The organism is Pseudomonas sp. BN505, from assembly GCF_029873175.1.
In the GTDB taxonomy this organism is placed as follows: domain Bacteria; phylum Pseudomonadota; class Gammaproteobacteria; order Pseudomonadales; family Pseudomonadaceae; genus Aquipseudomonas; species Aquipseudomonas putida.
The window spans coordinates 79,872-102,996 of record NZ_SSOI01000053.1 but is presented as its reverse complement, the minus strand read 5'-3'; the positions used below and the strand labels follow the sequence as shown (position 1 = coordinate 102,996).

At 63.4% G+C, this 23,125-nt stretch carries 26 protein-coding genes and 1 pseudogene; 15 read left to right on the top strand and 12 right to left on the bottom strand.

Going from position 1 to position 23,125, the window contains the following annotated elements; translation table 11 throughout:
- Window positions 1-39: 39 nt before the first annotated feature.
- The 5 genes from E8E78_RS18255 to E8E78_RS18235 all read left to right on the top strand — a co-directional run bounded on the left by E8E78_RS18255 (window position 40) and on the right by E8E78_RS18235 (window position 3,843).
- Window positions 40-1,092, top strand: a complete 1,053-nt coding sequence (locus E8E78_RS18255) for a catalase family peroxidase (RefSeq protein WP_049274881.1) — start codon at window positions 40-42, stop codon at window positions 1,090-1,092.
- The gene (locus E8E78_RS18250; protein WP_016499998.1) at window positions 1,089-1,622 is read left to right on the top strand and encodes a cytochrome b; all 534 of its coding nucleotides are present in this window, start codon (window positions 1,089-1,091) and stop codon (window positions 1,620-1,622) included. The genes E8E78_RS18255 and E8E78_RS18250 overlap by 4 nt, the downstream gene beginning before the upstream one ends.
- Window positions 1,623-1,708: 86 nt before the next feature.
- Complete coding sequence (locus E8E78_RS18245) at window positions 1,709-2,914, top strand: MFS transporter (protein ID WP_280313902.1); 1,206 nt, start codon at window positions 1,709-1,711, stop codon at window positions 2,912-2,914.
- A gap of 81 nt (window positions 2,915-2,995) precedes the next feature.
- Window positions 2,996-3,541: a cupin domain-containing protein gene (locus E8E78_RS18240; RefSeq protein WP_016500000.1), complete on the top strand. Its 546-nt coding sequence runs from the start codon at window positions 2,996-2,998 to the stop codon at window positions 3,539-3,541.
- Between the two features lie 2 nt (window positions 3,542-3,543).
- On the top strand, window positions 3,544-3,843 hold the full coding sequence (locus E8E78_RS18235; RefSeq protein ID WP_016500001.1) for a hypothetical protein: 300 nt from the start codon (window positions 3,544-3,546) through the stop codon (window positions 3,841-3,843).
- Here the strand turns inward: E8E78_RS18235 and E8E78_RS18230 are convergent.
- Both E8E78_RS18230 and E8E78_RS18225 read right to left on the bottom strand, forming a co-directional pair.
- Entirely contained in the window at window positions 3,816-4,430 is a 615-nt protein-coding gene (locus E8E78_RS18230; protein WP_049274883.1) for a 2-hydroxychromene-2-carboxylate isomerase, read from the bottom strand. The two genes, E8E78_RS18235 and E8E78_RS18230, sit on opposite strands and share 28 nt — an antisense overlap.
- 29 nt (window positions 4,431-4,459) lie before the next feature.
- Entirely contained in the window at window positions 4,460-5,191 is a 732-nt protein-coding gene (locus E8E78_RS18225) for an SDR family oxidoreductase (protein WP_016500003.1), read from the bottom strand.
- 89 nt (window positions 5,192-5,280) lie between these two features.
- Between E8E78_RS18225 and E8E78_RS18220 the strand changes: the two genes are divergently transcribed.
- Together E8E78_RS18220 and E8E78_RS18215 are read left to right on the top strand one after the other, a co-directional pair.
- Complete coding sequence (locus E8E78_RS18220) at window positions 5,281-5,844, top strand: TetR/AcrR family transcriptional regulator (RefSeq protein ID WP_016500004.1); 564 nt, start codon at window positions 5,281-5,283, stop codon at window positions 5,842-5,844.
- Window positions 5,831-6,424, top strand: a complete 594-nt coding sequence (locus E8E78_RS18215; RefSeq protein WP_059395501.1) for a DUF4157 domain-containing protein — start codon at window positions 5,831-5,833, stop codon at window positions 6,422-6,424. The genes E8E78_RS18220 and E8E78_RS18215 overlap by 14 nt, the downstream gene beginning before the upstream one ends.
- 153 nt (window positions 6,425-6,577) lie before the next feature.
- Here E8E78_RS18215 and E8E78_RS18210 read toward each other — a convergent pair whose 3' ends face one another.
- Window positions 6,578-7,570 carry a bile acid:sodium symporter family protein gene (locus E8E78_RS18210; RefSeq protein WP_016500006.1) on the bottom strand — a complete coding sequence of 331 codons (993 nt, stop codon included), beginning with the start codon at window positions 7,568-7,570 and terminating at the stop codon, window positions 6,578-6,580.
- A 119-nt stretch (window positions 7,571-7,689) separates the two neighbouring features.
- Here E8E78_RS18210 and ampC point away from each other — a divergent pair, with 119 nt between their 5' ends.
- Window positions 7,690-8,832, top strand: coding sequence for a class C beta-lactamase (ampC, locus tag E8E78_RS18205; RefSeq protein WP_280313895.1), 1,143 nt, complete (start codon window positions 7,690-7,692; stop codon window positions 8,830-8,832).
- Between the two features lie 300 nt (window positions 8,833-9,132).
- Window positions 9,133-9,465 carry a hypothetical protein gene (locus E8E78_RS18200; protein WP_016486521.1) on the top strand — a complete coding sequence of 111 codons (333 nt, stop codon included), beginning with the start codon at window positions 9,133-9,135 and terminating at the stop codon, window positions 9,463-9,465.
- A 46-nt stretch (window positions 9,466-9,511) separates the two neighbouring features.
- Here E8E78_RS18200 and E8E78_RS18195 read toward each other — a convergent pair whose 3' ends face one another.
- The 6 genes from E8E78_RS18195 to E8E78_RS18170 all read right to left on the bottom strand — a co-directional run bounded on the left by E8E78_RS18195 (window position 9,512) and on the right by E8E78_RS18170 (window position 13,714).
- Complete coding sequence (locus E8E78_RS18195) at window positions 9,512-9,823, bottom strand: hypothetical protein (RefSeq protein ID WP_049277018.1); 312 nt, start codon at window positions 9,821-9,823, stop codon at window positions 9,512-9,514.
- Between the two features lie 321 nt (window positions 9,824-10,144).
- Window positions 10,145-10,333 carry a hypothetical protein gene (locus E8E78_RS18190; protein WP_003253897.1) on the bottom strand — a complete coding sequence of 63 codons (189 nt, stop codon included), beginning with the start codon at window positions 10,331-10,333 and terminating at the stop codon, window positions 10,145-10,147.
- A gap of 138 nt (window positions 10,334-10,471) precedes the next feature.
- Complete coding sequence (locus tag E8E78_RS18185) at window positions 10,472-10,792, bottom strand: YbjQ family protein (RefSeq protein ID WP_016500011.1); 321 nt, start codon at window positions 10,790-10,792, stop codon at window positions 10,472-10,474.
- 69 nt (window positions 10,793-10,861) lie between these two features.
- Complete coding sequence (locus E8E78_RS18180; RefSeq protein WP_049277023.1) at window positions 10,862-11,746, bottom strand: EamA family transporter; 885 nt, start codon at window positions 11,744-11,746, stop codon at window positions 10,862-10,864.
- A gap of 129 nt (window positions 11,747-11,875) precedes the next feature.
- Window positions 11,876-12,631 carry a class II aldolase/adducin family protein gene (locus tag E8E78_RS18175; RefSeq protein WP_049277024.1) on the bottom strand — a complete coding sequence of 252 codons (756 nt, stop codon included), beginning with the start codon at window positions 12,629-12,631 and terminating at the stop codon, window positions 11,876-11,878.
- A gap of 33 nt (window positions 12,632-12,664) precedes the next feature.
- Entirely contained in the window at window positions 12,665-13,714 is a 1,050-nt protein-coding gene (locus E8E78_RS18170) for an ABC transporter substrate-binding protein (RefSeq protein WP_059395503.1), read from the bottom strand.
- A 176-nt stretch (window positions 13,715-13,890) separates the two neighbouring features.
- Between E8E78_RS18170 and E8E78_RS18165 the strand changes: the two genes are divergently transcribed.
- The 3 genes from E8E78_RS18165 to E8E78_RS18155 all read left to right on the top strand — a co-directional run bounded on the left by E8E78_RS18165 (window position 13,891) and on the right by E8E78_RS18155 (window position 17,766).
- Window positions 13,891-15,843, top strand: coding sequence for an FAD-dependent oxidoreductase (locus E8E78_RS18165; protein ID WP_049277027.1), 1,953 nt, complete (start codon window positions 13,891-13,893; stop codon window positions 15,841-15,843).
- A gap of 39 nt (window positions 15,844-15,882) precedes the next feature.
- On the top strand, window positions 15,883-16,482 hold the full coding sequence (locus E8E78_RS18160) for a cupin domain-containing protein (RefSeq protein ID WP_049277028.1): 600 nt from the start codon (window positions 15,883-15,885) through the stop codon (window positions 16,480-16,482).
- An 81-nt stretch (window positions 16,483-16,563) separates the two neighbouring features.
- Window positions 16,564-17,766: an FAD-dependent oxidoreductase gene (locus E8E78_RS18155; protein WP_049277029.1), complete on the top strand. Its 1,203-nt coding sequence runs from the start codon at window positions 16,564-16,566 to the stop codon at window positions 17,764-17,766.
- Window positions 17,767-17,858: 92 nt separating this feature from the next.
- Here E8E78_RS18155 and E8E78_RS18150 read toward each other — a convergent pair whose 3' ends face one another.
- The gene (locus E8E78_RS18150) at window positions 17,859-18,470 is read right to left on the bottom strand and encodes an FMN-dependent NADH-azoreductase (RefSeq protein ID WP_049277030.1); all 612 of its coding nucleotides are present in this window, start codon (window positions 18,468-18,470) and stop codon (window positions 17,859-17,861) included.
- A 133-nt stretch (window positions 18,471-18,603) separates the two neighbouring features.
- On the opposite strand from E8E78_RS18150, the gene E8E78_RS18145 reads away from it, so the two are divergent.
- Together E8E78_RS18145 and E8E78_RS18140 are read left to right on the top strand one after the other, a co-directional pair.
- Window positions 18,604-19,506 (top strand): LysR substrate-binding domain-containing protein, encoded by a 903-nt coding sequence (locus tag E8E78_RS18145; RefSeq protein WP_059395505.1) that lies wholly within the window; start codon window positions 18,604-18,606, stop codon window positions 19,504-19,506.
- On the top strand, window positions 19,499-19,858 hold the full coding sequence (locus tag E8E78_RS18140) for an MmcQ/YjbR family DNA-binding protein (RefSeq protein ID WP_028613769.1): 360 nt from the start codon (window positions 19,499-19,501) through the stop codon (window positions 19,856-19,858). Before E8E78_RS18145 ends, E8E78_RS18140 begins: the two co-directional genes overlap by 8 nt.
- A gap of 58 nt (window positions 19,859-19,916) precedes the next feature.
- Here the strand turns inward: E8E78_RS18140 and E8E78_RS18135 are convergent, their stop codons facing one another.
- Window positions 19,917-20,330: a DUF1294 domain-containing protein gene (locus tag E8E78_RS18135; RefSeq protein ID WP_049273416.1), complete on the bottom strand. Its 414-nt coding sequence runs from the start codon at window positions 20,328-20,330 to the stop codon at window positions 19,917-19,919.
- On the bottom strand, window positions 20,323-21,153 hold the full coding sequence (locus tag E8E78_RS18130) for an undecaprenyl-diphosphate phosphatase (RefSeq protein WP_049273419.1): 831 nt from the start codon (window positions 21,151-21,153) through the stop codon (window positions 20,323-20,325). The genes E8E78_RS18135 and E8E78_RS18130 overlap by 8 nt, the downstream gene beginning before the upstream one ends.
- Window positions 21,154-21,453: 300 nt before the next feature.
- Here E8E78_RS18130 and mcpP point away from each other — a divergent pair.
- Window positions 21,454-23,086: pseudogene (mcpP, locus tag E8E78_RS18125) on the top strand (methyl-accepting chemotaxis protein McpP).
- Window positions 23,087-23,125 lie beyond the last annotated feature (39 nt).

Genomic DNA, 23,125 nt, shown 5'->3' with positions numbered 1-23,125 from the left:
CCCTGCCGCGTCGTACTGGCACCTTCACCAAACCGGACGATGACCATGAACTCACCTTTGCACGGCCCGGCGAAAGCCGTGCGCCTGGCTGCCATCGGCGCCGTGATGCTGGCCGCAGGCGCCGGCTTTGCCTACGCCGCCGGCTGGCTCGGCGAAAGCCGGCTGACGCCACAGCGTATCATCGACACCTTCGAGGCCCAGGCCGGGCATTACCCAGGCTACCGGAAGAACCATGCCAAGGGCCTGTGCGTCAGCGGCTACTTCCAGGCCAGCGGGCAGGCCGCCAACCTTTCTACTGCGCGCGTCTTCAGCCAGGCACGCGTGCCGGTAACCGGCCGTTTCGCCATTGGCGGTGCCAACCCGTTCGCACCGGACACCGGCATACCCGTGCGCAGCCTGGCCATTCAGCTGAGTACCGACGACGGGCAGGTATGGCGCACCGGCATGAACAACCCTCCAGTGCTGGCAATCAGCACACCGCACGGGTTCTACGAGCAAGTGCTGGCCAACACGCCAGACCCGGCCACCGGCAAACCGAACCCTGCCAGCCTGCAGGCGTTTTTCGCAGCCCACCCGGAGAGCGCGGCGTTTCGCCAATGGGCGGCGGGCTATAAGCCCAGCAACAGCTTCGCCAGCACCCAATACCACAGTATCAACGCCTTTCACCTGATCGACGCAGGCGGCACGCGCCACCCGGTGCGCTGGCAGCTTGAGCCGCAAACCGCGTTTGCCGCGCTGCCCACCCAGATCGATGACAAACAGTTTCTACAACACGACTTGCAGCAACGCTTGGCCCAGGGCCCTTTGCGCTGGACGCTTCGCCTGGTGCTGGCCGAACCCGGCGATGCGGTGGACGACCCTGCCCGGCCCTGGCCCGCCGAGCGGCGCAGCGTAGACGCCGGCACCCTGGTGCTGGAACAGGTCGACGCCCCTGAGCAGGGGGCATGCCGCGACCTCAATTTCGACCCGTTGATCCTGCCCCGAGGCATAGAGGCATCTGCCGACCCGATCCTCGCCGCCCGTTCGGCTGCCTACTCGGAATCGTTCAACCGCCGCAGCCGTGAATCGCTCAGCACCGGAGCCCGCCCATGAAACCCGAAGCCTTCCACCCTTTTGCCCGCCTGCTGCACTGGCTGATGGCCGTGCTGATCCTGGCCATGCTGTTCATTGGTGTGAGCATGGTTGCAGACCTGTCGCTACGCCATCCTGTATTGATCGGGTTGCACAAGGCCACCGGCCTGGCACTGCTGGTGCTGGTAGTGCTGCGTATCGGGGTACGCCTGGCCGTGCCTCACCCACCCTTGCCGCGAGACCTGCCAACCCTGCAGCGCTGGGCCGCCGGGGCATCGCACTTGCTGCTCTATGGCCTGATGCTGGCCATGCCGCTACTGGGCTGGGCCATGCTGTCGGCTGGTGACTACCCTCGCCCGCTGGGCTTGCCCGCCATCGCCCCGCACAACCTGCAACTGTATGCCGTGTTGCGCCTGGCACACGGCTGGGCCGGCTACCTGCTGTTCGCCACGGTGCTGGTGCATGTGGGTGCAGCCTTGATGCACGCGTGGGTGCGCCGTGACGGCGTGTTGCGTAGCATGTGGCCTGGCCCCCTGCGCCGCAGCGAATGACCTGCGGCAGCCCGGGGCATTCGACAATCAATAATCGTTCTTAATAAGATCGGCTTTCTATTTGCCTTACTGCCCTGGACTGCCCTATGAACGTCGCAAAGGATCCTGCAACCCTTAAACCTGCCAGTACCCTGGACTTGCGTCCGCTGCTGCTGGCCAACATGGCCTGTACCATGTCGATGATGGCCTTCGTCGCCCTGATCGGCCCGATTGCCCGCCAACTCGGCATGGCCACCTGGCAGGCCGGCGCTGCCGTGACGGTGGCCGGCGTAGTCTGGGTGCTGCTGGCCCGGCCCTGGGGCCGTGCGGCAGATCGCCTGGGCCGGCGACGTATCCTGTTGCTAGGGACCGCCGGCTTCACCCTGGCTTACTGGCTGTTATGCCTGTTTGTCGAGGGCGCGCTGCGCTGGCTGCCGGGCGCGACCGCAGCGTTCATCGGGCTGATGGTCGCACGCGGCTGCATCGGCGCCTTCTATGCTGCAATTCCGGTAGGCTGCAATGCGCTGATCGCCGACCATGTCGAGCCGCAGCGGCGTGCCCGGGCCATGGCTTCGCTGGGGGCGGCCAACGCGGTCGGCCTGGTAGTAGGGCCGGCACTGGCGGCGCTACTGGCGCGGCATAGCCTGAGCCTACCTTTCCATATTATGTCGCTGCTGCCGGCCAGTGCCTTTCTCGTGCTGCTGTTCACCCTCAAGCCGCAGGCGCTACCCCACAACCATGCCCCGAGCCCGGTGCGTTTGAACGACCCACGCCTGCGCCGGCCCTTGCTGGTAGCGTTCAGTGCCATGCTCAGTGTTACCGTGTCGCAGATCATTGTCGGCTTCTTTGCCCTGGACCGCCTGCACCTCGGCCCGACAGAAGCTGCCCAGGCCGCCGGTATCGCTTTGACCACGGTGGGCGTGGCACTGATGCTGTCACAGGTACTGCTGCGCAAACTGGAATGGCCGCCACTGAAAATGATCCGGGTAGGCGCTACGGTTTCGGCCCTGGGCTTTGCCTACGGCGCGCTCGCGACCACCGCACCCTGGCTATGGGGCTGCTACTTCGTCGCGGCTGCAGGCATGGGCTTTGTCTTCCCGTCGTTTTCAGCGCTGGCGGCCAACGCCATGCACGCCTCCGAGCAAGGTGCCACAGCCGGTTCCATTGGTGCGGCCCAAGGCATGGGCGCGGTGATCGGTCCAATGGCCGGCACCCTGGTCTATGCCCTCGATCCGCGCCTGCCATTTCTGGCCGTGGCCGCGCTGTTGCTGCTGGTCGGGCTATGGCCGATGCCGCGCGACCAGCGTGCCTGAGAAGCACAGCGCGCAAGCGTGCAGAGTGTGTTTTAATGCGCATCGCTCATTATTTTTTACACCTCTGATTACAAGGCGGCTATGGACACGGGGACGCGACTCAAACTGGTGCGTGAACGCAACAACCTCTCCCAACGGGAACTGGCCCGCCGCAGCGGGCTGACCAATTCGACGATCTCGCAGATCGAGCAGAATCGCGTCAGCCCTTCGGTCAGCTCCCTGAAAAAACTGCTCGAAGGCATTCCCATGAGCCTGGCGGAGTTCTTCAGCTTCGACGAGCCGGTGCGAGAAGAGCGCTTTGTGTTCCGTGGCGGCGAGCAGCCCGATCTGGGCCGTAACGGCCTGCGCATGCTGCTGGTCGGCGCCAGTGTCGAGGGCCGGCAGATGCGCATGCTGCGCGAGCTGTACGCACCGGGTGCGGATTCCGGCGAGCCGATCGTGCATGCCGAAGGCGAAGAATGTGGCCTGGTCACCCGCGGCACCGTGGAGCTGTGGGTCGATGGCCAAGTCAGCGTGCTCAGCTCGGGCGACGGCTACTACATCCCCACTACCCTGCCGCACAGCTTCAAGAACATCGGCCCGGACGAGGCCGAGATCATCAGCGCCAACACACCGGCGAATTTCTGATCTTGACGCGCAGCGGTACGCTGAACACCCGAGCCATCTACCAGAGCCTGCGCAACGCGGCCCTTGGCGTGCATCACCTTGAGGTGAGAGCACGCCGCGATGGCGGTTTGGTCGATATCGACATCCAGGGTTGGCAATTGACGCTGGCCCTCGATGCCGAAGGCCTGGCGCATTGCATCAGTTGCCAATCCCCTGACGGCCAGCATGCCGGGACCGAGGACTGGCAGCGCTACGGCACCAACCCGGTCGACCTGCTCAGCCTGTGGGAACGCACTCAGCTCGAGAAGCTGCTGGCCCGCTGACTTAACGCCTCCTCGACAAAGTCCAGGCGGTCCTGCCCAAAAAACATTGCCTCACCGACAAAGCAGGTCGGCGCGCCAAACACGCCGCGTTCGACTGCCACCTCGGTCGCCTGCTTGAGCGCTGCTTTCACTTCAGGGTCAGCCGCCAGCGCGTGAAACGCCTGCGGGTCGAACCCTGCCTGGCTCAGTGTTTCGTCCAGAACGGCGCTATCGCTCAGGTTGCAACGCTGCACCCACAGCCCTTTGAACAGCACCGACAGCAATGCCTCCAACCGCTCTGGCGAGCGCAACTGGGTGCCCAACACCCCGCGCATCAAGGGCAAGGTATTGACCGGAAACCCCGGCGGCAGCCCGAACGGTACCCCGTAGCGCGCGGCAAAGCGTGCCAGGTCGGTGAACATGTAGCGCCCCTTGGCCGGGACCATGGCCGGCGAAGCATTGCCGGTAGCCTGAAAAACCCCGCCCAGCAGCATGGGCCGGTAATGCAGCGTGGCACCCTGGCGGGCACACAGGCCTGGCAGTTGGGTCCAGGCCAGGTAGCTGGCCGGGCTGCCCAGGTCAAAAAAGAAATCGACAGTCTTGTGCATGGTTACGGTCCTTGCGTGGTGAGAGGGGCTTACCAGCGTTCCATCCAGGGGCGCAGGTCGAGTTCGAACGTCCAGGCGTCCCGGGGCTGGGCGTGCAGGAACCAGTAGCTGTCGGCAATGTGCGCCGGGGCGAGGATGCCGTCCTGGTCCTTGAGGGCATAGCGCTCGGGGAAGCTGTCGCGGATAAAGGCAGTGTCGATGGCCCCGTCCACCACCACATGCGCGACATGGATATTCCGTGGCCCCAACTCTCGCGCCATGCTCTGGGCCAGGGCGCGTAAGCCGTGCTTGGCCCCGGCGAAAGCCGCGAAACCTGCTGCACCCCGGGTGCCAGCGGTGGCGCCGGTGAACAGGATGGTGCCGCGCTCACGCTGGACCATGCGCCGGGCAACCGCCTGAGCGGTAAGAAAGCCAGCGAAGCAGGCCATTTCCCATATCTTGAAGTACTTGCGCGGGGTTTCCTCAAGGATGCTGCAGGGCACATTGGCGCCGATATTGAAAACAAACGCCTCGATCGGGCCGATATCGCGCTCGATAGTATCGACCAGCGCTGCCACCTCCTCCTCCTTGCGCGCATCGGAGCCAAAACCATGGGCCTGGCCGCCAGCGGCGCGGATTTCCTCCAGCAGCGGTTGCAGCTTTTCTGCCTGCCGCCGCGTCACGCAGGCAATGTAGCCCTCCCGGGCAAAGCGCTTGGCAATCTCGCCACCGGTAGCGTCGCCCGCACCGATCACCAGCACTACTTTTTGTTGTTCTGACATGCCCGCCTCCATTGGTGAATGATCGTTTAGTAAACGAACGCTATGTTATGATCCCCGTCATCGTCAAGCCCGCCTGCAGAGGCAAGTGAATGCGTTATTCCAACGAACACAAGCAGCAAACCCGCGAACGTTTGCTGAGCAGCAGCGGTGCGCTGGCGAAGCGTGGGGGCTTTTCCAGCACTGGCGTCGCCGGGCTGATGAAGGCAATCGGCCTGACCGGCGGCGCCTTTTACAACCACTTCCCTTCCAAGGATGACCTGTTTACCGAGGTGGTACGCCAGGAGCTGCACAACAGCCCGCTGGCCCGCCTGGCCACTCAAGGCGCCAGCCGCGAGCGCCTGGGCCGCTGCCTGCAGCAGTACCTGAGCCTGGCCCACCTGCACAATGCCGAAAGCGGCTGCCCGCTGCCGCCGCTGGGTGTGGAAATCGCCCGGGCCGCAGCACCGGTGCGCGAAGAGGCCGAGCACTGGCTGGTCGACCTGCACCAGGCCTGGAGCGCAACGCTGGAGGATGATCAACTGGCCTGGGTGCTGATCAGTCAGTGCGTAGGTGCATTGATGGTCGGGCGCATGCTGGCCACTGAACATGTCCAGTCGCAAGTGCTGGACGCAAGCCGCCAGTTTGTCGAAAAGGCCCTGCATGAAGTGGATTAGCCTGCTGCTGGGCCTGACGCTGGCGCTGCCCGCGCTTGCCGAACAAGCCTGCCCACCCGGGCAGTATCAAGTGTGCCTGATGGGCTGTTTTTGTGCGCCGATAGACCCTGGTCAAGCGGGCCAGATTCTAAAGGATGTGGAGGTCATGGCCTCGTCCAGCCTGACGTTCGCCTTGCGCCAGGCCAGGGATGAGGCCACCGCCAGCGGCGTCGAGCCGATCCCGCTGCATATCCGTGCGCAACTCGAACCCTGGTACGACTTTGCCGTGCTCGATGCGGCGCGCTTCCGGGTGGGTGACGAACAGCAAATGAGCGCGGCCAACGCGCTGCTGCAGAACCCCGACGTGAACGCCGTGACGCTGATCGACACGATCATCTTCCGCCGGGCCGGCGATGCCGAGGACAACGTGGCCCTGTGGGCGCACGAGCTCAAGCATGTACAGCAGTATCAGGAGCTGGGTGTGGAGGAGTTTGCCCGACGCTATACGCGCAACTATGACGATCTGGAGGCGCCGGCCTACAAGATCGAGGCCGAAGTCGGCAAGGCGCTGCGCGAACGCGCTTCGGGGCAGGCCCGCTGATATCAGTTACTACGCGATCTCTGTGTGTGAGCGGCCTTGTGTCGCGATGGGCTGCAAAGCAGCCCCCATTTCAGTATCGCTGCGGATATCGCCGGGGCTGCCTTGCAGCCCATCGCGACACAAAGCCACTCCTACAGGGGACCGCGCATGCGCTCAGGACGCCGCCGAAGCCTCTTCAGCGTCCTGCTCACGGCTGGCATAACGCTGCGCCAGCACCGCGCAGACCATCAGCTGGATCTGGTGGAACAGCATCAGCGGCAGGATCATCGCGCCAATACCGCTGCCCACGAACAACACCTGGGCCATGGGCACGCCCGTAGCCAGGCTCTTCTTGGAGCCGGCAAACAAAATGGTGATTCGGTCCTCAAGGTCGAAGCCCAATGCCTTGCCAAGCACGCGGGTGCCAAACAGCACCACCGCCAGCAGGATCCCGCACACGACGAACAACCCGGCCAGGTGCTGCGGCGATACCGTGTGCCACAAGCCCGTGACCACGGCTTCGCTGAAGGCGGTATACACCACCAGCAGGATCGAACCCTGGTCCACCACCTTGAGCCAGCGCGCATTGCGCTTGACCCAGGCGCCGATCCAGCGCCGCGCAATCTGCCCGGCAACGAACGGTACCAGCAGTTGCAGGGTGATCTTCAGCACGGCATCCAGGCCAGAACCGGTGTCACCACTGGCGCCCAGCAACATCATCACCAGCAAGGGGGTCAGGAAGATGCCCAGCAGGCTGGATGCCGCCGCGCTGCAAATGGCTGCAGGCACGTTACCGCGGGCCAGCGAGGTGAAGGCGATGGCCGACTGCACCGTGGCCGGCAAGGCGCACAGGTAGAGCACGCCCAGGTACAACTCGTTACCCACCAGCGGCACGAACAGCGGCTTGAACGCCAGGCCAAGCAGCGGGAACATCACGAATGTGCAAGAGAACACCAGCAGGTGCAGGCGCCAGTGCCCGGCGCCGGCAATGATCGCCTCACGCGACAGCTTGGCGCCATGCAGGAAGAACAGCAGGCCGATGGCCAGGTTGGTGAGCCAGCCGAAATACACCGCACCGTCGCCCGAGCAAGGCAGCACGGTGGCGATCAGGACCACCCCGAGCAAGGCCAGGGTGAAATTATCGAATAACATGCGCAAATACTTCATCACAGTGTCCGTCTTGTCATTGTGCAAGGGCAGACGATAAGGTCTACGGCTTTTCGCCGCTAACGCCGGAACCCCCATTGGTATCGCTCAACGGACACGTTCCGCAAAAGGACCCGCTCATGCCCCTCTCCCGCCCGGCCGCGCTAGCGGCTGTCATCGCACTGGTTCTGGGCCACACCGGCGCTCAGGCCGACGACCAGTTGCAAGCCAAGGTCGACCAGATCATCCGCCCGTTGATGCAGGAGCAAGGTATCAGCGGGATGGCCGTGGCGATCTACGCACGCGACCATGCGCACTATTTCAGCTATGGCGTGGCCAGCAAGGCCGACAATGTGCCCGTCAGCCGAGACACGCTGTTCGAGATCGGGTCGCTGAGCAAGACCTACACCGCCACCTTGGCCGCGCTGGCCAGCGCCGAGGGCAAGCTGGACCTTGACGCCCCGGTCAAGCGCTACCATCCGGCACTGGCGGGGGCGCCCATCGGTGATGCGACGGTGCTGGAACTGGGCGCTTACAGTGCCGACTGCCTGCCCTTGCAGTTCCCCGATGCGGTGCAGACACCGCAGCAAGTCGTCGATTTCTTCCGCCACTGGCAACCCCATGCCGAACCCGGCACCCAGCGCTGCTATTCGAACCCCAGCCTTGGCCTGTTCGGTGACCTGGCCGCCCGCGCGCAGCATCAACCGTTTTCTACACTGATGACCGAGGGCCTGCTGGCTAAAATGGGCCTGAAAAACACCTACCTGCACGTCCCGGCCAGTGCTCAGGGGCTTTATGCTCAAGGTTACGACGCCGCCGACAAACCGGTGCGCGTCGGCCCCGGCCCTTACGCCGACGAGGCCTACGGCATCAAGACCAGCGCCAGCGACCTGCTGCAGTACGTGCGGCTGCACATGCAGCCGCAGGGCCTGCCACCGGCACTTGCAAAAGCAACCACCATTACCCGGCAGGGCTACTTCCAGGTCGGCAGCATGACCCAGGGACTGGGCTGGGAACGTTATCCCTACCCGGTCACGCTGGGTACCCTGGTAGACGGCAACAGCGCGCGGATGATCCGTGAACCGCATGCAACCACGCGCTTGCAACCGGCCCTGCCGCCGCTGCCAGCGGCCTGGTACAACAAGACCGGTGCAACCAACGGTTTCGGTGCATACGCCGCTTTTGTGCCCAGTGAAAAGCTGGCAGTGGTGTTGCTGGCGAATCGAAATTACCCGAACGAAGAGCGGGTTCGTGCAGCCTTCAAGATACTGTCCGGGCTGTAGTGCGAGCAGCGATTGTCGAACAAAACGACAGAAATGTAGTGGGTAAAAATATTCACTACAAAACCATTGACGCCGCTCATCGCCCTTGTGCATGATGAAGCCGTCTCCCTGATCGGGAGCGGTGGCAAGGGTGTTCCAGACGGCTTGCGCGGTAACGCAGGCCGTCCGTGGAGAGGGAACTGTCCAAAAGGCAGCGTGAGAAAGCCCCTGTTGCGATGCTGCTGTAGCAGCGTTGGTAGTGCGCTACACCGTGTTAGCGCCAACTGTGAAAATCACCTACGAATGGGTAATGGGGGCTTTATGATGAACTTGAACAACAATCCGACTATCGATCAACTGGCGCAGCTGTTCGCCGTACGCAAGGACAGCCTTGACGATCACTTGCTGTGGGTCAGCCAAACCGGTGAGGTGCGGCTCGACCGCCTGCCACCGAACACGATCGAAGATGAATTTGAAGAGCACCTGCCCAGCATGCGTGCGCGCTTCAAGGTCTACCGCCGTGGCCAAGGCTACGTCGGCAAGAAGGCCGCCGCCGACACCGAGTTCGTTGGCCGCGTCCTGCAGACCCTGCAACAAGAATGGCCAGCCGCCCGTGAGCGGCAGGCAGTCAAGGTGATCGAACCGCTCAACTGAGGGTTCTCACCCTTAACCAAGCCCGGCCCGCATAGGCCGGGCTTTTTCATGCCTGGCGCCGCTGGCGGCGGCTTTGCGGCAATGGCAAGGCCCCGGTAGCCATCGCACGGGCACGGTCCACACCCCATACCAGGGCGCGGGTCATGGTCTCCCCTGGCCGCGCTGGGTAGTACTCCTCCAGCAATGCCCGCCCATCCCCGGCATACAACCCCAAAAACAGCTGAGTTGCCCCCAAACGTGACAAGCGCACCTGCACATCCAGCGTGGTGCCGTCACTGAGGACTTCGTCGTGGCTGCGGCTGTGCAACTGGGCGTCGGCCCACTGCCAATAAGTCTCTTCCCTGACGCGCATGAGCATTCAATCCTCCGTTGCTGGAATGCCCCGACAGAAAACCACAACCTCACCCAGCCGGCGAGCGCAACCCGGCAATGCCATGAGGCGGATCAATAAAGCGCAATAAAAACCCCGCCATTGGGCGTAATGCTGTTCACTTAAGATCGCCGGGGCCGCTCTGCGGCCCTTTCGCGGCACAAGGCCGCTCCTACCACGACCGCGTGAGCCCCGTGAATATTGGCTTACGCGGTCGTGGTAGGAGCGGCCTTGTGCCGCGATGGGCTGCGCAGCAGCCCTAAGTGAACAGCATTACGCCATTGGGCGGGGTTATGTACTGGGGCGGGATCACTTCTTCAGCGGAACCCGCGGCATGAAGCGGCCTTTTTTACTGCGCTGCAGATGTGCAGGCTGGAGCTGTTCGGAATCATCCAGCGTCATGTGGGCGAACCCCAGGCGGAAGGCCGCCTGGCCGCAACGCACTTGGCTGTTGATCGGGAACGCATCGTTCAGGTCTTCGAAAAAGGATTCGCTCATGCCCTGTCTCCCTCCAGTGGCAGTCGCGCCGGCAACCAGAAGAGTCGCCCAGAAAACGCGGCCTGTGAAAAAGAGACTAGCTGGTCATTTGCGGACCGCCCGGACAAGAGCCTTGCAGCCGACCAGTGGCAGACTGCTCTACTTCAGGCGCACCGCGGTGCCGGTGGCAAATACCACCACCATGCCACCCTGCACCGACGGCATGCTGATCTCGAAATCCACACCCACTACCGCGTCGGCACGCAACTGGAGTGCCCGCGCCTTGAGTTCTTCGGTGGCCTGCTCGCGTGCTTCACGCAGGGCGCTTTCCAAGGTTTGCGAGCGGCCGCCGAAAAAGTCGCGAAAACGCGCAAAGAAATCGCGTACGAAGTTGATGCCCTGCACCGATTCGGAGCTGACCACGCCCAGGTATTCGGCAATCGGGCGCCCTTCGAGCTGGCTGGTGGTGGAAATGATCATGAAAGCGCTCCGTCGGCCTGGATAAAGAGGCCGATTCTAACAGAGCGCCGAGCAGCCTATTTGCGCGGTTTACGCGCTGACTGCCCGCAACCTTTGCCCGATACGCGCGCCGAACACGTTCACCAGCAACCCCGCCATCACCAGCAAGGCGCCCCAGCCCTGGATGGCGGTCAGGCGTTCGCCCAGCAACAGCGCCGATGAACTCAAGCCAATCACGGGTACCAGCAGCGAGAACGGTGCCACCTTGCCGGCCGGGTGGCGCGACAGCAGCTTGCTCCACAGGCTGTAGCCGAGCATGGTGGCGACAAAGGCCAGGTACACCAGGGCCAGCACCGAGCTCCAGCTGATGTTGGCCAGTGCATGGCCGATCCGCTCCGGCCCTTCCAGCCACCAGGACAACGCCAGGAACGGCAGTGGTGGTATCAGCCCGCCCCAGATCACCAACGCCACCAGGTCAACCGAGCCAAAACGCCGGGTGATGATGTTGCCCATGCCCCACATGGCACCAGCGCACAAGGTCAGTACCAGTGCCAGCAGGGGCACATGGCCACCATCTTCGCTGCCAATCAGCGCCAGGCCGCTGGCCGCTACCAGCAGCCCCAGTACACTGGCCAGGCGCAGCCGTTCACCGAGAAACAGCGCGGCAAAACCCAGGGTAAAGAATGCCTGAGACTGCAGGATCAACGAGGCCAGCCCCGGCGGCATGCCGCTGTACATGGCCTGGAACAGGAAGGCAAACTGACCCAGCGAAATCGTCCCGCCGTAGGCGATCAACCAGCGCCAGGGCAGTTTCGGCCGCTTGACCAGCAAGATTGCCGGAAACGCCACCAACAAGAAGCGCAGCGCCCCCAGCAACATCGGCGGCAAGCCATCGAGGCCTACCTTGATGACCACGAAGTTGACTCCCCAGGCAACAATCACCACCAGGGCTATGAGCAGGTCCTTAAGCGGCATTGCAGCGTCCTTCCTCAGGCTTTATATACATATTTCGTTACAGCATAAGACGATTCCCTCGAATGGGACCATTACAGTTGCGGCCAAGGGTTGCGCAACAGTGACTGTTCTTGGCCGCCTGGACGGCGCTCAATCCTGATAACCAGGCGCTACCCGCTCCAGCATCCGCAACAATGCCGCCCAAGCCAGCTGTAGCGCATCCGGGTCGATCAGCTCACCCTGCTTCACCCCCCTCCCCGGCGCGTTGAACTGCCGCTCGGTATGCGCGCACACTTCAACCGGCGGCAGTATCACTTGCCCGGCACTCTGCGCCGCCAACTGGATCTCACAGGCCTTCTCCAGGTAGTACATGCGCAGGAATGCTTCGGCCACGCTACCCCCGGTGGCCAGCAGGCCATGGTTGCGCAGGATCATCACCGGCTTGTCGCCCAGGTCGGCCACCAACCGCTGCTGCTCGTCCATATCCAGCGCGATACCTTCATAGGCGTGGTAAGCCACTCGGCCGTAAAACTCCATGGACATCTGGTTGACCGGCAGCAGCCCGCACTCCAGCGCAGCCACCGCGCAACCTGCACGGGTGTGGGTGTGCAGCACGCAGTGGGCGTCCTCGCGGGCGGCATGAATGGCGCTGTGAATGACGAAGCCAGCCGGGTTGACCGGGTGCGGCGAAGGTTCGACCGGCCTCCCCTGCAGGTCGATCTTCACCAGGCTGGAGGCCGTGATTTCGTCGAACAGCAGGCCGTACGGGTTGATCAGGAAGTGATGCTCCGGCCCTGGCAGGCGCAGGGATATGTGGGTGAAGATCAGGTCGCTCATGCGAAAATGCGCGATCAGCCGATAACAGGCGGCGAGTTCCTGGCGCAGGCGCTGCTCGGTGGCGTTCATGGTCGTTATCTCTGTAGATGAAGTGGCCTGAAACTACTTGCTCGCCCAAGCATTGAAGCGCTGTTCCAGCTCTTCGCCATGGTCGACCCAGAATTCGACATTCATCGCCAGCGCCCCTTGCAGGTTCTGCGGCGCAGTGGGTACCCAGCTGGCCAAGGCCGGGTCCAGCCTGGCAGCTGCCTGGGTATTGGTCGGCCCATAGGGAATCTGCTGCACATAGCGCACCTGGGTATCAGGCTGGTTGGCATAGGCAATCAATCGCTTGGCCTGATCGACATGCTGCGAGCCTTTGATGATGGCCCAGTAGTCCATGCCATACAGGCTCCCAGGCCATACCACGGCCAGCGGGCTACCTTGTTGCGCCGCCACGGCGATGCGCCCGCTGTAGGTCGAAGTCATTACCACATCACCTGCAGCCAGCCACTGCGCAGGCTGGGCGCCGGCGTCCCACCACTGGATATAGGGCTTGAGTTCGCTGAGCTTGGCGAACGCACGCTCAACCCCGGCCGACGTCGACAGCACCTTGTAGACGTCCTCCACCTGCACCCCGTCGGCCAGCAGCGCGAACTCCAGGTTGTACACCGCACGCTTGCGCAGGCCCCGCTTGCCCGGGTACTTCTTCACATCCCAGAAGTCGGCCCACGAGGTCGGTGCCTCAGCCAGCTTGTTGCGGTCGTAGGCGATGGCCACGCTCCACACCAGCGCAGCCGAACCGCAGTCTTGAGCTGCGTCGGGGATCAGCTCGGCGCCATGGCCCAGGCGCTGCCAGTCAAGGTGTTCGTAGACCCCCTCTTCACAGCCGCGCATCAAGTCCGGCCCCTCGATCTGCACCACGTCCCAATCGACGTTGCCGGTGTCGGCCATCACCTGGATCCGCGCCATCTCGCCGTTGTATTCGCTCTGGATCAGCTTGCTGCCATCCTGGGCACTGAAGGGCTTGAAGATGGCCTCATCCTGGGCCTTCTGGCCGGCGCCGCCATAGCCCACCACGACCATCTGCGGCGCGGCATGCGCGCTGCCCAGGCCAAGGGCAAGGGCAAGGAACGTTGCGCATAGGCCAGGAACACGGGGTATTAACTGCATCTTAGCTTCCTCCTGCCGGTGCCCTAGGGCCCGTTTTCTTGTTGTTGTGAGGTCACACCCTCGCGGTGAGGGTGATCAAAACCTAGTCGCGCATCAGTAAAAAAACAAGTTGATTTTTTACTGACGCTACACTTTCATAAACAAAACAAGAACAACACCGCACCGGAGCCGCCTGTATGCAGACCGCCTTCCCTCACCTGTTCGAAGCCTTGCAGCTGCGCGGCAAACGCTTGAAGAACCGCATCATGTCCACCGGCCATGACACCTGCCTGCCCACCGACAACCTGGTCAACGACAAGCTGATCGCCTACCAGCGCGACCGCGCAGCCGGTGGCGTCGGCCTGATCGTGCTGCAGGTTGCAGGGGTGCATGACAGCGCCCGCTACACCTCGCATGTGCTGATGGCCACCGACGATGCCTGCATCGACGGCTACCGGCAGCTTGCCGAGGCCTGCCATGCACACGGCACCGTGGTGCTGTCGCAACTGTTTCACCCCGGGCGGGAAATCATGGAGTCGGCGGACGGCCTGCTGGCGGTTGCCTACTCCGCGTCTTCGGTGCCCAACGAACGCTTCCGGGTGATGCCACGTGCACTGGACCAGCCGATGATCGACGAAATTGTCCAGGGCTATGCCAGTGCGGCCCGGCGCCTGCACCAGGCCGGGCTGGATGGCGTCGAGGTGGTGGCCAGCCATGGCTACCTGCCCGCGCAGTTCCTCAATCCGCGGGTAAACCTGCGCAGCGACGGGTACAACGGCAGCCTGGAACAGCGCCTGAGGTTCCTGCGTGAAGTGCTGGCCGCCGTGCGCGCCGCCACCGACGAGCAATTCATCATTGGCCTGCGCATAAGCGCCGACGAGCGCGACAGCCAAGGGCTGAGCGAGGATGAGTCGCTGGCCGCTGCGGTTGCCCTGCAGGCCCAGCTCGACTACCTGCACATCGTCGCTGGCACTTCGGCGTCCCTGGGCGGCGCCGTGCACATCGTCCCGCCTATGGCCATCGAGGCGGCTTACCTGGCCCGAGAAGCGGGAACCTTCAAGCAGCAACTGGACATTCCGTTGTTCGTTACCGGGCGCATCAACCAGCCCCAGGAAGCCGAACTGATCCTGGCCCGCGGCCAGGCGGATGTCTGCGGCATGACCCGTGCACTGATCTGCGACCCGCTGATGCCGAGCAAGACCGAACGCGGCCAGGTCGAAGATGTACGCGCCTGCATTGCCTGCAACCAGGCCTGCATCGGCCACTTTCATCGTGGCTTGGCCATCTCCTGCATCCAGCGGCCAGAAACCGGCCGCGAATTGCAGTACGGGCAGCTGACGCCCACCACCACGCCCAAACGTATCCTCGTCGCCGGTGGCGGCCCGGCCGGCATGAAGGCCGCCGCCGTGGCCGCCGCCCGTGGGCACCAGGTAACGCTGTACGAAGCCGGCCCGCAGCTCGGTGGCCAGGTGCTGCTGGCCCAATTGCTACCGCGGCGCAGCGAGTTCGGCGGGGCCAGCACCAACCTGCAACGGGAAATGGCCCTGGCCGGCGTGGAAGTCGTTCGCAACACCCGGGTGGACCGTGCCCTGGTCGAGCGCGAGCGCCCCGACCTGGTCATTGCCGCCACTGGCGCTACCCCCTACTGGCCGGCGTTCGAGCGCACGGGTGAACTGCAGGTGGTGGATGCCTGGCAGGTGCTGCGCAATGAAGTGAAGCTGGGGCGTTCGGTGCTGGTGATCGACTGGCGCTGCGACTGGATCGGCCCTGGCATCGCCGAACGCCTGGTGCGCGAGGGGCACCAGGTGCAGTTGGCAGTCAACGGTACCCATTGCGGCGAGAACCTGCCGCTGTACGTGCGCGACCAACTGGCCGGCGAGCTGCATCGCCTGGGCATCCCCATCACCCCTTATGCGCGCTTGTATGGCAGCGACGACAACACGGTGTACCTGCAGCACACCGCCAGCGGCGAACCGATGATCTTCGAGGGCATCGACACCCTGGTGCTGTGCATGGGCCATCAGCCGGAAGACAGCCTGGCCAGCGAGCTGGCCGGCCTGGTAGAAGTGCGGCGCGTTGGCGACTGCCTGGCACCACGTACCGCGGAAGAAGCGATTCACGACGGCTTGACGGTTGCCTGGTCGCTCTGAGGCTGTACATACTGCGGCTTTTGCGATGGACCGACGTGCATGAGCCAACTCCCCCAGCCCCCCGCCAGCGAAGCCGGGGGCGCCGCGCCGCAGTTCCTGGGCACACGCATCCGCGGCCTGCGCAAGCGCCGCGGCATGACCCTGGCGGAGCTGGCCGCGCACAGTGAACTGACCGCCGGCTACATCAGCCAACTGGAGCGCAACCTTTCCTACCCGTCGATCCCGGCGCTGTTCAACATCGCCCGCAGCCTGGGTGTCACCATCCAGTGGTTCTTCGCCAGCGAAGCCACCACTGCACCAGAGGACCAGGGCTATGTGGTGCGCCGCAACAGCCGCCTGAGCGTGCACTATGAAGATGGCATCGTCGATCAGCTGCTCACCCCCCAGCCCAACCGCCAGCTGGAGATACTGCACTCGCGCTTCCCCCCAGGCACCTACAGCCAGCAAAGCTACAGCCATGAAGGCGAAGAAGCCGGCTACATCCTGAGTGGCAGCTTTGAGCTTTGGGTGGGCGAACGGCACTTCCAGCTAGGTGAAGGCGACAGTTTCAGCTTCTCCAGCCAGGAGCCCCACCGCTACGGCAACCCCGGCGAGGTGGATGCCGTGGTGATCTGGGTGATCACGCCGCCAACATTCTGAAGCACTCCTGCAGGCGTTCGTAACACCGTTGACCTGCAATACGGTCTACCTTGTTCACCGAACTTGAAAAGGAGCACAACCATGAAGCAGATCCTGATCATTGGCGCGGGCTTTGCCGGCTTGTGGAGCGCACTCAGCGCCATCCGCCAGCTTGACCTCAACGGTAGCAAGGACGTCGAGGTCACCTTGCTCGCCCCCCAGGCCGAACTGCATGTGCGCCCGCGCTTCTACGAGCCCAACGTTCACACCATGGCCGCGCCGCTGCAGGACCTGCTCGATGCCGTCAACGTTCGCTTCGTGCAAGGCACAGCATTCCACATTGATGAAGCGGCCCGCCGGGTCAGCTACCGTACCCGCAGCGGCACCCAGTGCGCCCTGCCCTACGACCGCCTTATCATGGCCTGCGGCAGTGTGCTCAACCGGCCAGACATGGTCGGTATCGAGCACGTTTTCGACGTCGACAAGATCGACAGCGCTGCGCGGCTGGAAACCCATCTCAAGTCGCTGGCCAGCCTGCCCGACACGCCGGCGCGCAATACCGTGGTGGTGGCCGGTGGCGGTTTTACAGGTATCGAGACGGCCACCGAGCTGCCGGCACGGCTTCGGGAAATCCTCGGTGAGGGCGCAGCCTTGCGTGTGCTAGTCATCGACCGCGGCGCCAGGATGGGTGCTGCGTTGGGAGACGGCATCCGCCCGGCCATCGAACAGGCTTGCGAGGCGCTGGGGGTGGAGTGGGTGTGCGGTGCCACAGTCGCTTCGGTTGACCCGGCCGGTGTGTTGCTGGACAACGGCCAGCGCATCGACGCCAATACCGTGGTGTGGACGGTGGGCTTCAAGGCCAACCCGCTCACCGAACAGATCAGCGGCGAGCGTGACCGCCTGGGGCGCCTGCACGTGGATGGCAACCTGAAGGTCAAGGGCAATGATGCGGTATACGCAGCCGGTGATGTGGCCTATGCCGCCTGTGACGAGCTAGGCAATTACGCAGTGATGTCCTGCCAGCATGCGATTCCGCTGGGGCGCCATGCAGGCAACAATGCCGCTGCCGAGCTGATTGACGTGGCACCCATGACCTACAGCCAGCCCAAGTACGTGACGTGCCTGGACCTGGGCGCCTGGGGCGCGGTGTATACCGAGGGGTGGGAGCGTGCGGTGTCGCCACCGGAGGACAAGGCCGAGGCCAAGGCGCTAAAGGCGCAGATCAACACGGTATGGATCTACCCGCCAGCGGCGGATCGCGCTGCGGCTTTGGCGGCTGCCGACCCAATCATCCCGGTCGCCTGAAACGGCCTCATCGCCGGCAAGCCAGCTCCCGCACGTACTGGGTGAGAGATGGCTTGCCGGCGATGAGGCCATGACAGGCCAGCTACCGAGGATCAGGCAGCAGCAAACAGCTCATTGGCAATCTGCGCCTGGGCAGCATCAATTGCCTGGCTGCGGTGTTCCGGGCCATAAGCCAGGCCATGAGCGCGGACGATTTCCAGGTCGGTCACACCAATAAAGCCCAGGAACACTTTCAGGAAGTCTTCATGCCCGGCGCCAGTCGGCTGGCCAGCGTGCAGGCCACCGGCGGTGGACACCAGCACCACTTTCTTGTTGCCGCACAGGCCTTCCGGGCCCGCTTCGGTGTAGCGGAAGGTCTTGCCGGCAACAGCAACGCGGTCGATCCAGGCCTTGAGCTGGGTCGGCACGGTGAAGTTGTACATCGGCGCACCAATCACCACGGCATCAGCGGCCAGGAACTCTTCCAGGGTTTCCGCGCTCAGCTTGGCTTCGAACGCCTGGGCTGCATCGCGCATATCTTCAGGAGTACCTGCGGCCACCAGGGTGGCGGCAGAGAAGTGGGCGATGGCGTCGGCGGCCAGGTCGCGATACACCACTTCCACGCTCGGATCAGCGGCTTTCCAGGCTTCGACCACTTCACGGCTCAGTTGGCGGGAGGCGGAATTGTCGCCCAGGATGCTCGAATCGATGTGCAACAGTTTCATGGGACTCTCCTGTGATTGAAGACCGCAGCGTTGGGCGATCACGATGGAGAGAATCCTACCGGGATGAGTAATGGCTGATAAGCCGGCAAAAATGCGCTAGTTTGTCCCACATATGGAACAGTGAGACATTCCCATGCAAGACCTCAACGACCTTTTCTACTTTGCCCGAGTGGTCGAAGCCGGCGGTTTCGCTGCAGCCGGGCGCCAGCTGGGCATCCCCAAGTCGCGCCTGTCACGGCGCATTGCCGAACTGGAAGAACGCTTGGGCACCCGCCTGCTGCAACGCACCACACGGCAGCTGAAACTCACGGCGGTCGGCGAACGCTACCTGCACCACTGCCAGGCCATGCTACTGGAGGCCGAAGCCGCCGATGAAGCCGTGGCCAGCATGAGCAGCGAGCCGCGCGGGCGCTTGCGGGTGTCTTGCCCGGTGGCGCTGGCGCATGCCTTTCTGCCGGATGTGATCAGCCGCTTTCTTGCCCAGTACCCGCTGGTGCAGCTGGACATGGTGCTGCTCAACCGCCGCGTCGACCTGATTTCCGAAGGCATCGACGTCGCGCTGCGCGTGCGAGATCTGGGTGATGAAGACCCGGCCCTGGTCACCCGCCGCCTGCGCCAGGCGCAGATGCAACTGGTGGCCGCACCCGGTTTCGCCGACCACATCCGCGAACCGGGTGAGCTGGCGTCACTGCCGGTGCTAGGCGCCGCCGAAGCAGACCGGTTAGTGCACTTCCGCCTGTTCGGCCCGCATGGTAAGCAGCAGGAAATCGCCCTGGAACCTCGCTTGGCCATCGACGATTTCGTAGTACGTAATGCTGCTGTACGGGCTGGACTCGGATTCACCGCCTTGCCCAGCATGTTTTGTGAAGAAGAACTGGAACGCGGCGAACTGGTGCGCCTGCTGCCAGACTGGTCACTGCCAGGCGGCTATCTGCAGGCGGTGTACCCGCATCGGCGCGGTGTACTGCCTGCAGTGCGGGTGTGGATCGATCACCTGGCGGCCTCATTCGAGGCCTGTGGAGAGCGGTATGTCTGAAAGGAAGATGAGCGAAGCCCAGGTGGCAGCGTTTTGCCTGAGCCTGCCGGGTGCACGTGAAGATTACAAATGGGGCGGCATTCGGGTGTTTTCGGTGGCGGGCAACAAGATGTTCGCGGTGCTCGACCTGGCAGGTGCCGGGCTGTCGTTCAAAGTGGCCGATGAGCTGTTTCTCGGCTACTGCGACCGCCCAGGGGTGCGGCCTGCGCCGTATCTGGCGCGGGCGCGGTGGATCAGCATGGCGCTGCCCTATCCCATGGGGCGTGATGAGCTGTGTGATTTGCTGCAGCGCTCGCACCAACTGGTGGTGCGGCGGTTGCCCAAGCGGTTGCAGGTGGGTTTGTTGATCTAGTCAGCCTGTACCGGCCTCTTCGCGGGCTTGCCCGCGAAGAAGCCAGTACAGGTAAACATCAATTGAAGGGCAGATAACGCCCTTCAAAAAACAGCCAGTCTGCCCAGAACACCTGATGCACCAGCACAATCCCCCAGAACACCAACTGGAACGAAACCTTGCGGGTCTTGTGCCGAAACAGCTGTTGTGCCAGCAAGGCCCCAGGCCAGCCACCCAGTAATTCACTGCCGTGCAGCACTTTCTCGGGTGTACGCCAGGCCTGTGTACGCGCCTGCTGCTTATCCTGCCAATACAGCAACAGGCTGATCAGGCTCATCGCCGGGTACAGCGCCAACGGCCACCAGGCTTCATCGTTCCAGGCCATGCGCGCAGCCCCCAGGCCAGGCAACAGGCAAAGCAGGCCCAACAGCATCAGCTTCAGGCGCACATTGCGTACACCTTCAGCCCGTTGCCCGCGCAATGCCTCAGCCATGTGCGGTGGACCAGTCAACCCAGCCGAACTGCCAGGTCGCCAGAATCAACAGGCCGAAGACAATGCGATACCAGGCAAATGCCGCGTAGCTGTGGTTGGCAATGAACTTGAGCAGCGCACGCACAGCGATCATGGCGAAAATGAACGAAGTCACGAAGCCAATGGCAAACACCGGCAAGTCACTGGGCTGGAACAGGTCCCGGTACTTGTAGCCCGAGTACACCGCCGCACCGACCATGGTCGGCATCGCCAGGAAGAACGAGAACTCGGTCGCCGCCTTGCGCGACAGGCCGAAGAGCAGGCCGCCGATAATGGTCGAGCCGGAGCGCGAAGTGCCAGGGATCATCGCCAGGCACTGGACAAACCCGATCTTCAGCGCATGACTCCAACGCATGTCATCCACATGGTCCACCTGCACGCTGTGGTCGCGACGCTCGGCCCAGAGCATGATGACCCCACCCACGACGAGCGCCGTCGCCACGGTGATCGGGTTGAACAGGTACTCGTGAATCAGGTCCGCGAACAGCACCCCCAACACCACCGCCGGCATGAACGCCAACAGCAGGTTGCCGGTAAAACGCCGTGCCTTGGGCTGGCTGGTCAGGCCGAACACCACTTCGAGAATCTTGCCGCGAAACTCCCACACCACCGCCAGGATCGCCGCCAGCTGGATAATGATGTTGAAAGCCATGGCCCGTTCGCCGCCAAAACCTATCAGGTCGGCGACGATAATCTGGTGCCCGGTACTGGAAATCGGCAGAAACTCCGTCAGCCCTTCAACCACGCCCAAGATGATTGCCTGGAAGGCAGTCCAAAAATCCATCATTCCCCCGGATGGAGCGCTGCTTGCTGCAGGCCCCTTGTTCTTGATTTGCTTGAAATTGCCGCACGCGGCCCGGCTGTTTTACAGCGACTGTTGGGCGCAACGCCAGTGGAAACGTTCACGGCGGCTAACGGTTTCATCTTGCGCGGCCGAAATCCTAGCAGAGCGCCTTTGCATTCGCTTTACGAGACCTCCTGCAGACTATTACTAAGATATCACTTAGCCATTAGTCGAGTGGGGCCCTGGCGCAAAGCATGCTTGGATGCACCTCAATAAAAAGAACAATGCGGGAGCTCGTGGATGAAGACTCTAAGATCGATGTCGATCAGCCGTCGGCTGTGGCTGATGCTGGTGGTGGCAGTGGCCATGCTGGTGGTGCTGGGCCTGCTGATGCTGCGCCAGATCCACGGTGACCTGTACCAGGCCAAGGCGGAGAAAACCCGCCACGTGGTGCAGACGGCGGCCGGTGTACTGGCCTATTACCAAGGTCTGGAGGCGGCCGGCACACTCAGCCGCGAAGCTGCCCAGCAGCAGGCGCTGCAAGTGGTGCGGGCGCTGCGCTACGACCACGACGACTACTTCTGGATCAACGACCTGGGGCCCAGGATGATCATGCATCCGGCCAACCCCAAGCTCGACGGCCAGGACCTCTCGGCCATTCGCGACCCTGACGGCTTTGCCGTGTTCAACGAGATGGTCGCACTGGCCCGCCTGCAGGACGCCGGGCCGGTCAACTACCGCTGGCCCAAGCCCGGCGCCAGCGAGCCAGTGGCCAAGACTTCCTATATACAGCTGTTCAAGCCCTGGGGCTGGATCATCGGGTCTGGCGTGTACATTGATGATGTGCAGGCCGAATTCGCCCGCCAGCTGCGCGACGCCTCGCTGGTAGGCGTGGGCATCGCCCTGCTGATGGCGCTGGTGGTCTTGCTGATTGCCCGTAGCATCGCCCGCCCCTTGCAGGAGGCTGTACAGGCCATGGGCAACATTGCCAGCGGCGAAAGCGACCTGACCCGGCGCCTGGACACCCACGGTCGTGACGAAATCACCCACCTGGGCGAGCACTTCAACCGCTTCAACGGCAAGCTGCAAGGTCTGGTAGGCCAGCTGCAGGGCGCCGCCCACGCATTGGCCCAATCCGCCGGGCATGTGGGTGACAATGCGGGTGCCGCACAACAGCACAGTGCCCAGCAATCGCTACAGATGGACCAAGTGGCCACTGCCGTGAACGAGGTGACGTACGCCGTGCAGGACGTGGCCAAGACCGCCGAACAGGCCGCCGGCGAAATGCGCACCGCGCAGCAGCAGGTAGCGCATGGCCAGCAAGCCATCCATGGCAGCCTGGCACAGATCGATCGGCTGTCGCTGACCATCGACCAGGCCGTGCAAGTGATTCGCGACCTGGCCGGGCACAGCACGCGCATCGGTGGCGTGCTGGAGGTAATCCGCTCCATCGCCGAGCAGACCAACCTGCTGGCGCTGAACGCAGCCATCGAGGCGGCACGGGCCGGCGAGCAAGGTCGCGGCTTTGCCGTGGTCGCCGACGAGGTGCGCCTGCTGGCCCAGCGCACAGCGCAGTCGACGGCCGAGATCCATACCATGATCGAGCACCTGCAAAGCCAGTCGGACGCGGCGGTCAAGGCCATCGACACCAGCAGCGAAGCCTCGCGCCAGACCGTCGAGCAAGCCCGCGAGGCCGGCGCCAGCCTGGATGCCATCAACCAGGTGCTGAACAACCTCACGGCCTTGAATGCATCCATCGCCAGTGCCACCTTGCAGCAGGCGCATGTGGTCGAAGAGATCAACCGCAACGTACTGGATACCGCCGGGTTGTCCCAGCAAACGGCCGACGCGGCACGCCAATCCAGTGATGCCGGGGCGGCTGGAGCAGTTGAGCGAGGAGCTGGAACAGTTGCTGCGGCAGTTCCGGGTCTAGCCTTTGGACATCGACGCGGCCTTTGTAGGAGCGGCCTTG

Coding starts and splice junctions, on each gene's coding strand:
- E8E78_RS18255 (WP_049274881.1), top strand. CDS start 40: ATGACCATGAACTCACCTTTGCACGGCCCGGCGAAAGCCGTGCGCCTG.
- E8E78_RS18250 (WP_016499998.1), top strand. CDS start 1,089: ATGAAACCCGAAGCCTTCCACCCTTTTGCCCGCCTGCTGCACTGGCTG.
- E8E78_RS18245 (WP_280313902.1), top strand. CDS start 1,709: ATGAACGTCGCAAAGGATCCTGCAACCCTTAAACCTGCCAGTACCCTG.
- E8E78_RS18240 (WP_016500000.1), top strand. CDS start 2,996: ATGGACACGGGGACGCGACTCAAACTGGTGCGTGAACGCAACAACCTC.
- E8E78_RS18230 (WP_049274883.1), bottom strand. CDS start 4,430: ATGCACAAGACTGTCGATTTCTTTTTTGACCTGGGCAGCCCGGCCAGC.
- E8E78_RS18225 (WP_016500003.1), bottom strand. CDS start 5,191: ATGTCAGAACAACAAAAAGTAGTGCTGGTGATCGGTGCGGGCGACGCT.
- E8E78_RS18220 (WP_016500004.1), top strand. CDS start 5,281: ATGCGTTATTCCAACGAACACAAGCAGCAAACCCGCGAACGTTTGCTG.
- E8E78_RS18215 (WP_059395501.1), top strand. CDS start 5,831: ATGAAGTGGATTAGCCTGCTGCTGGGCCTGACGCTGGCGCTGCCCGCG.
- E8E78_RS18210 (WP_016500006.1), bottom strand. CDS start 7,570: ATGAAGTATTTGCGCATGTTATTCGATAATTTCACCCTGGCCTTGCTC.
- ampC (WP_280313895.1), top strand. CDS start 7,690: ATGCCCCTCTCCCGCCCGGCCGCGCTAGCGGCTGTCATCGCACTGGTT.
- E8E78_RS18200 (WP_016486521.1), top strand. CDS start 9,133: ATGATGAACTTGAACAACAATCCGACTATCGATCAACTGGCGCAGCTG.
- E8E78_RS18195 (WP_049277018.1), bottom strand. CDS start 9,823: ATGCTCATGCGCGTCAGGGAAGAGACTTATTGGCAGTGGGCCGACGCC.
- E8E78_RS18190 (WP_003253897.1), bottom strand. CDS start 10,333: ATGAGCGAATCCTTTTTCGAAGACCTGAACGATGCGTTCCCGATCAAC.
- E8E78_RS18185 (WP_016500011.1), bottom strand. CDS start 10,792: ATGATCATTTCCACCACCAGCCAGCTCGAAGGGCGCCCGATTGCCGAA.
- E8E78_RS18180 (WP_049277023.1), bottom strand. CDS start 11,746: ATGCCGCTTAAGGACCTGCTCATAGCCCTGGTGGTGATTGTTGCCTGG.
- E8E78_RS18175 (WP_049277024.1), bottom strand. CDS start 12,631: ATGAACGCCACCGAGCAGCGCCTGCGCCAGGAACTCGCCGCCTGTTAT.
- E8E78_RS18170 (WP_059395503.1), bottom strand. CDS start 13,714: ATGCAGTTAATACCCCGTGTTCCTGGCCTATGCGCAACGTTCCTTGCC.
- E8E78_RS18165 (WP_049277027.1), top strand. CDS start 13,891: ATGCAGACCGCCTTCCCTCACCTGTTCGAAGCCTTGCAGCTGCGCGGC.
- E8E78_RS18160 (WP_049277028.1), top strand. CDS start 15,883: ATGAGCCAACTCCCCCAGCCCCCCGCCAGCGAAGCCGGGGGCGCCGCG.
- E8E78_RS18155 (WP_049277029.1), top strand. CDS start 16,564: ATGAAGCAGATCCTGATCATTGGCGCGGGCTTTGCCGGCTTGTGGAGC.
- E8E78_RS18150 (WP_049277030.1), bottom strand. CDS start 18,470: ATGAAACTGTTGCACATCGATTCGAGCATCCTGGGCGACAATTCCGCC.
- E8E78_RS18145 (WP_059395505.1), top strand. CDS start 18,604: ATGCAAGACCTCAACGACCTTTTCTACTTTGCCCGAGTGGTCGAAGCC.
- E8E78_RS18140 (WP_028613769.1), top strand. CDS start 19,499: ATGTCTGAAAGGAAGATGAGCGAAGCCCAGGTGGCAGCGTTTTGCCTG.
- E8E78_RS18135 (WP_049273416.1), bottom strand. CDS start 20,330: ATGGCTGAGGCATTGCGCGGGCAACGGGCTGAAGGTGTACGCAATGTG.
- E8E78_RS18130 (WP_049273419.1), bottom strand. CDS start 21,153: ATGGATTTTTGGACTGCCTTCCAGGCAATCATCTTGGGCGTGGTTGAA.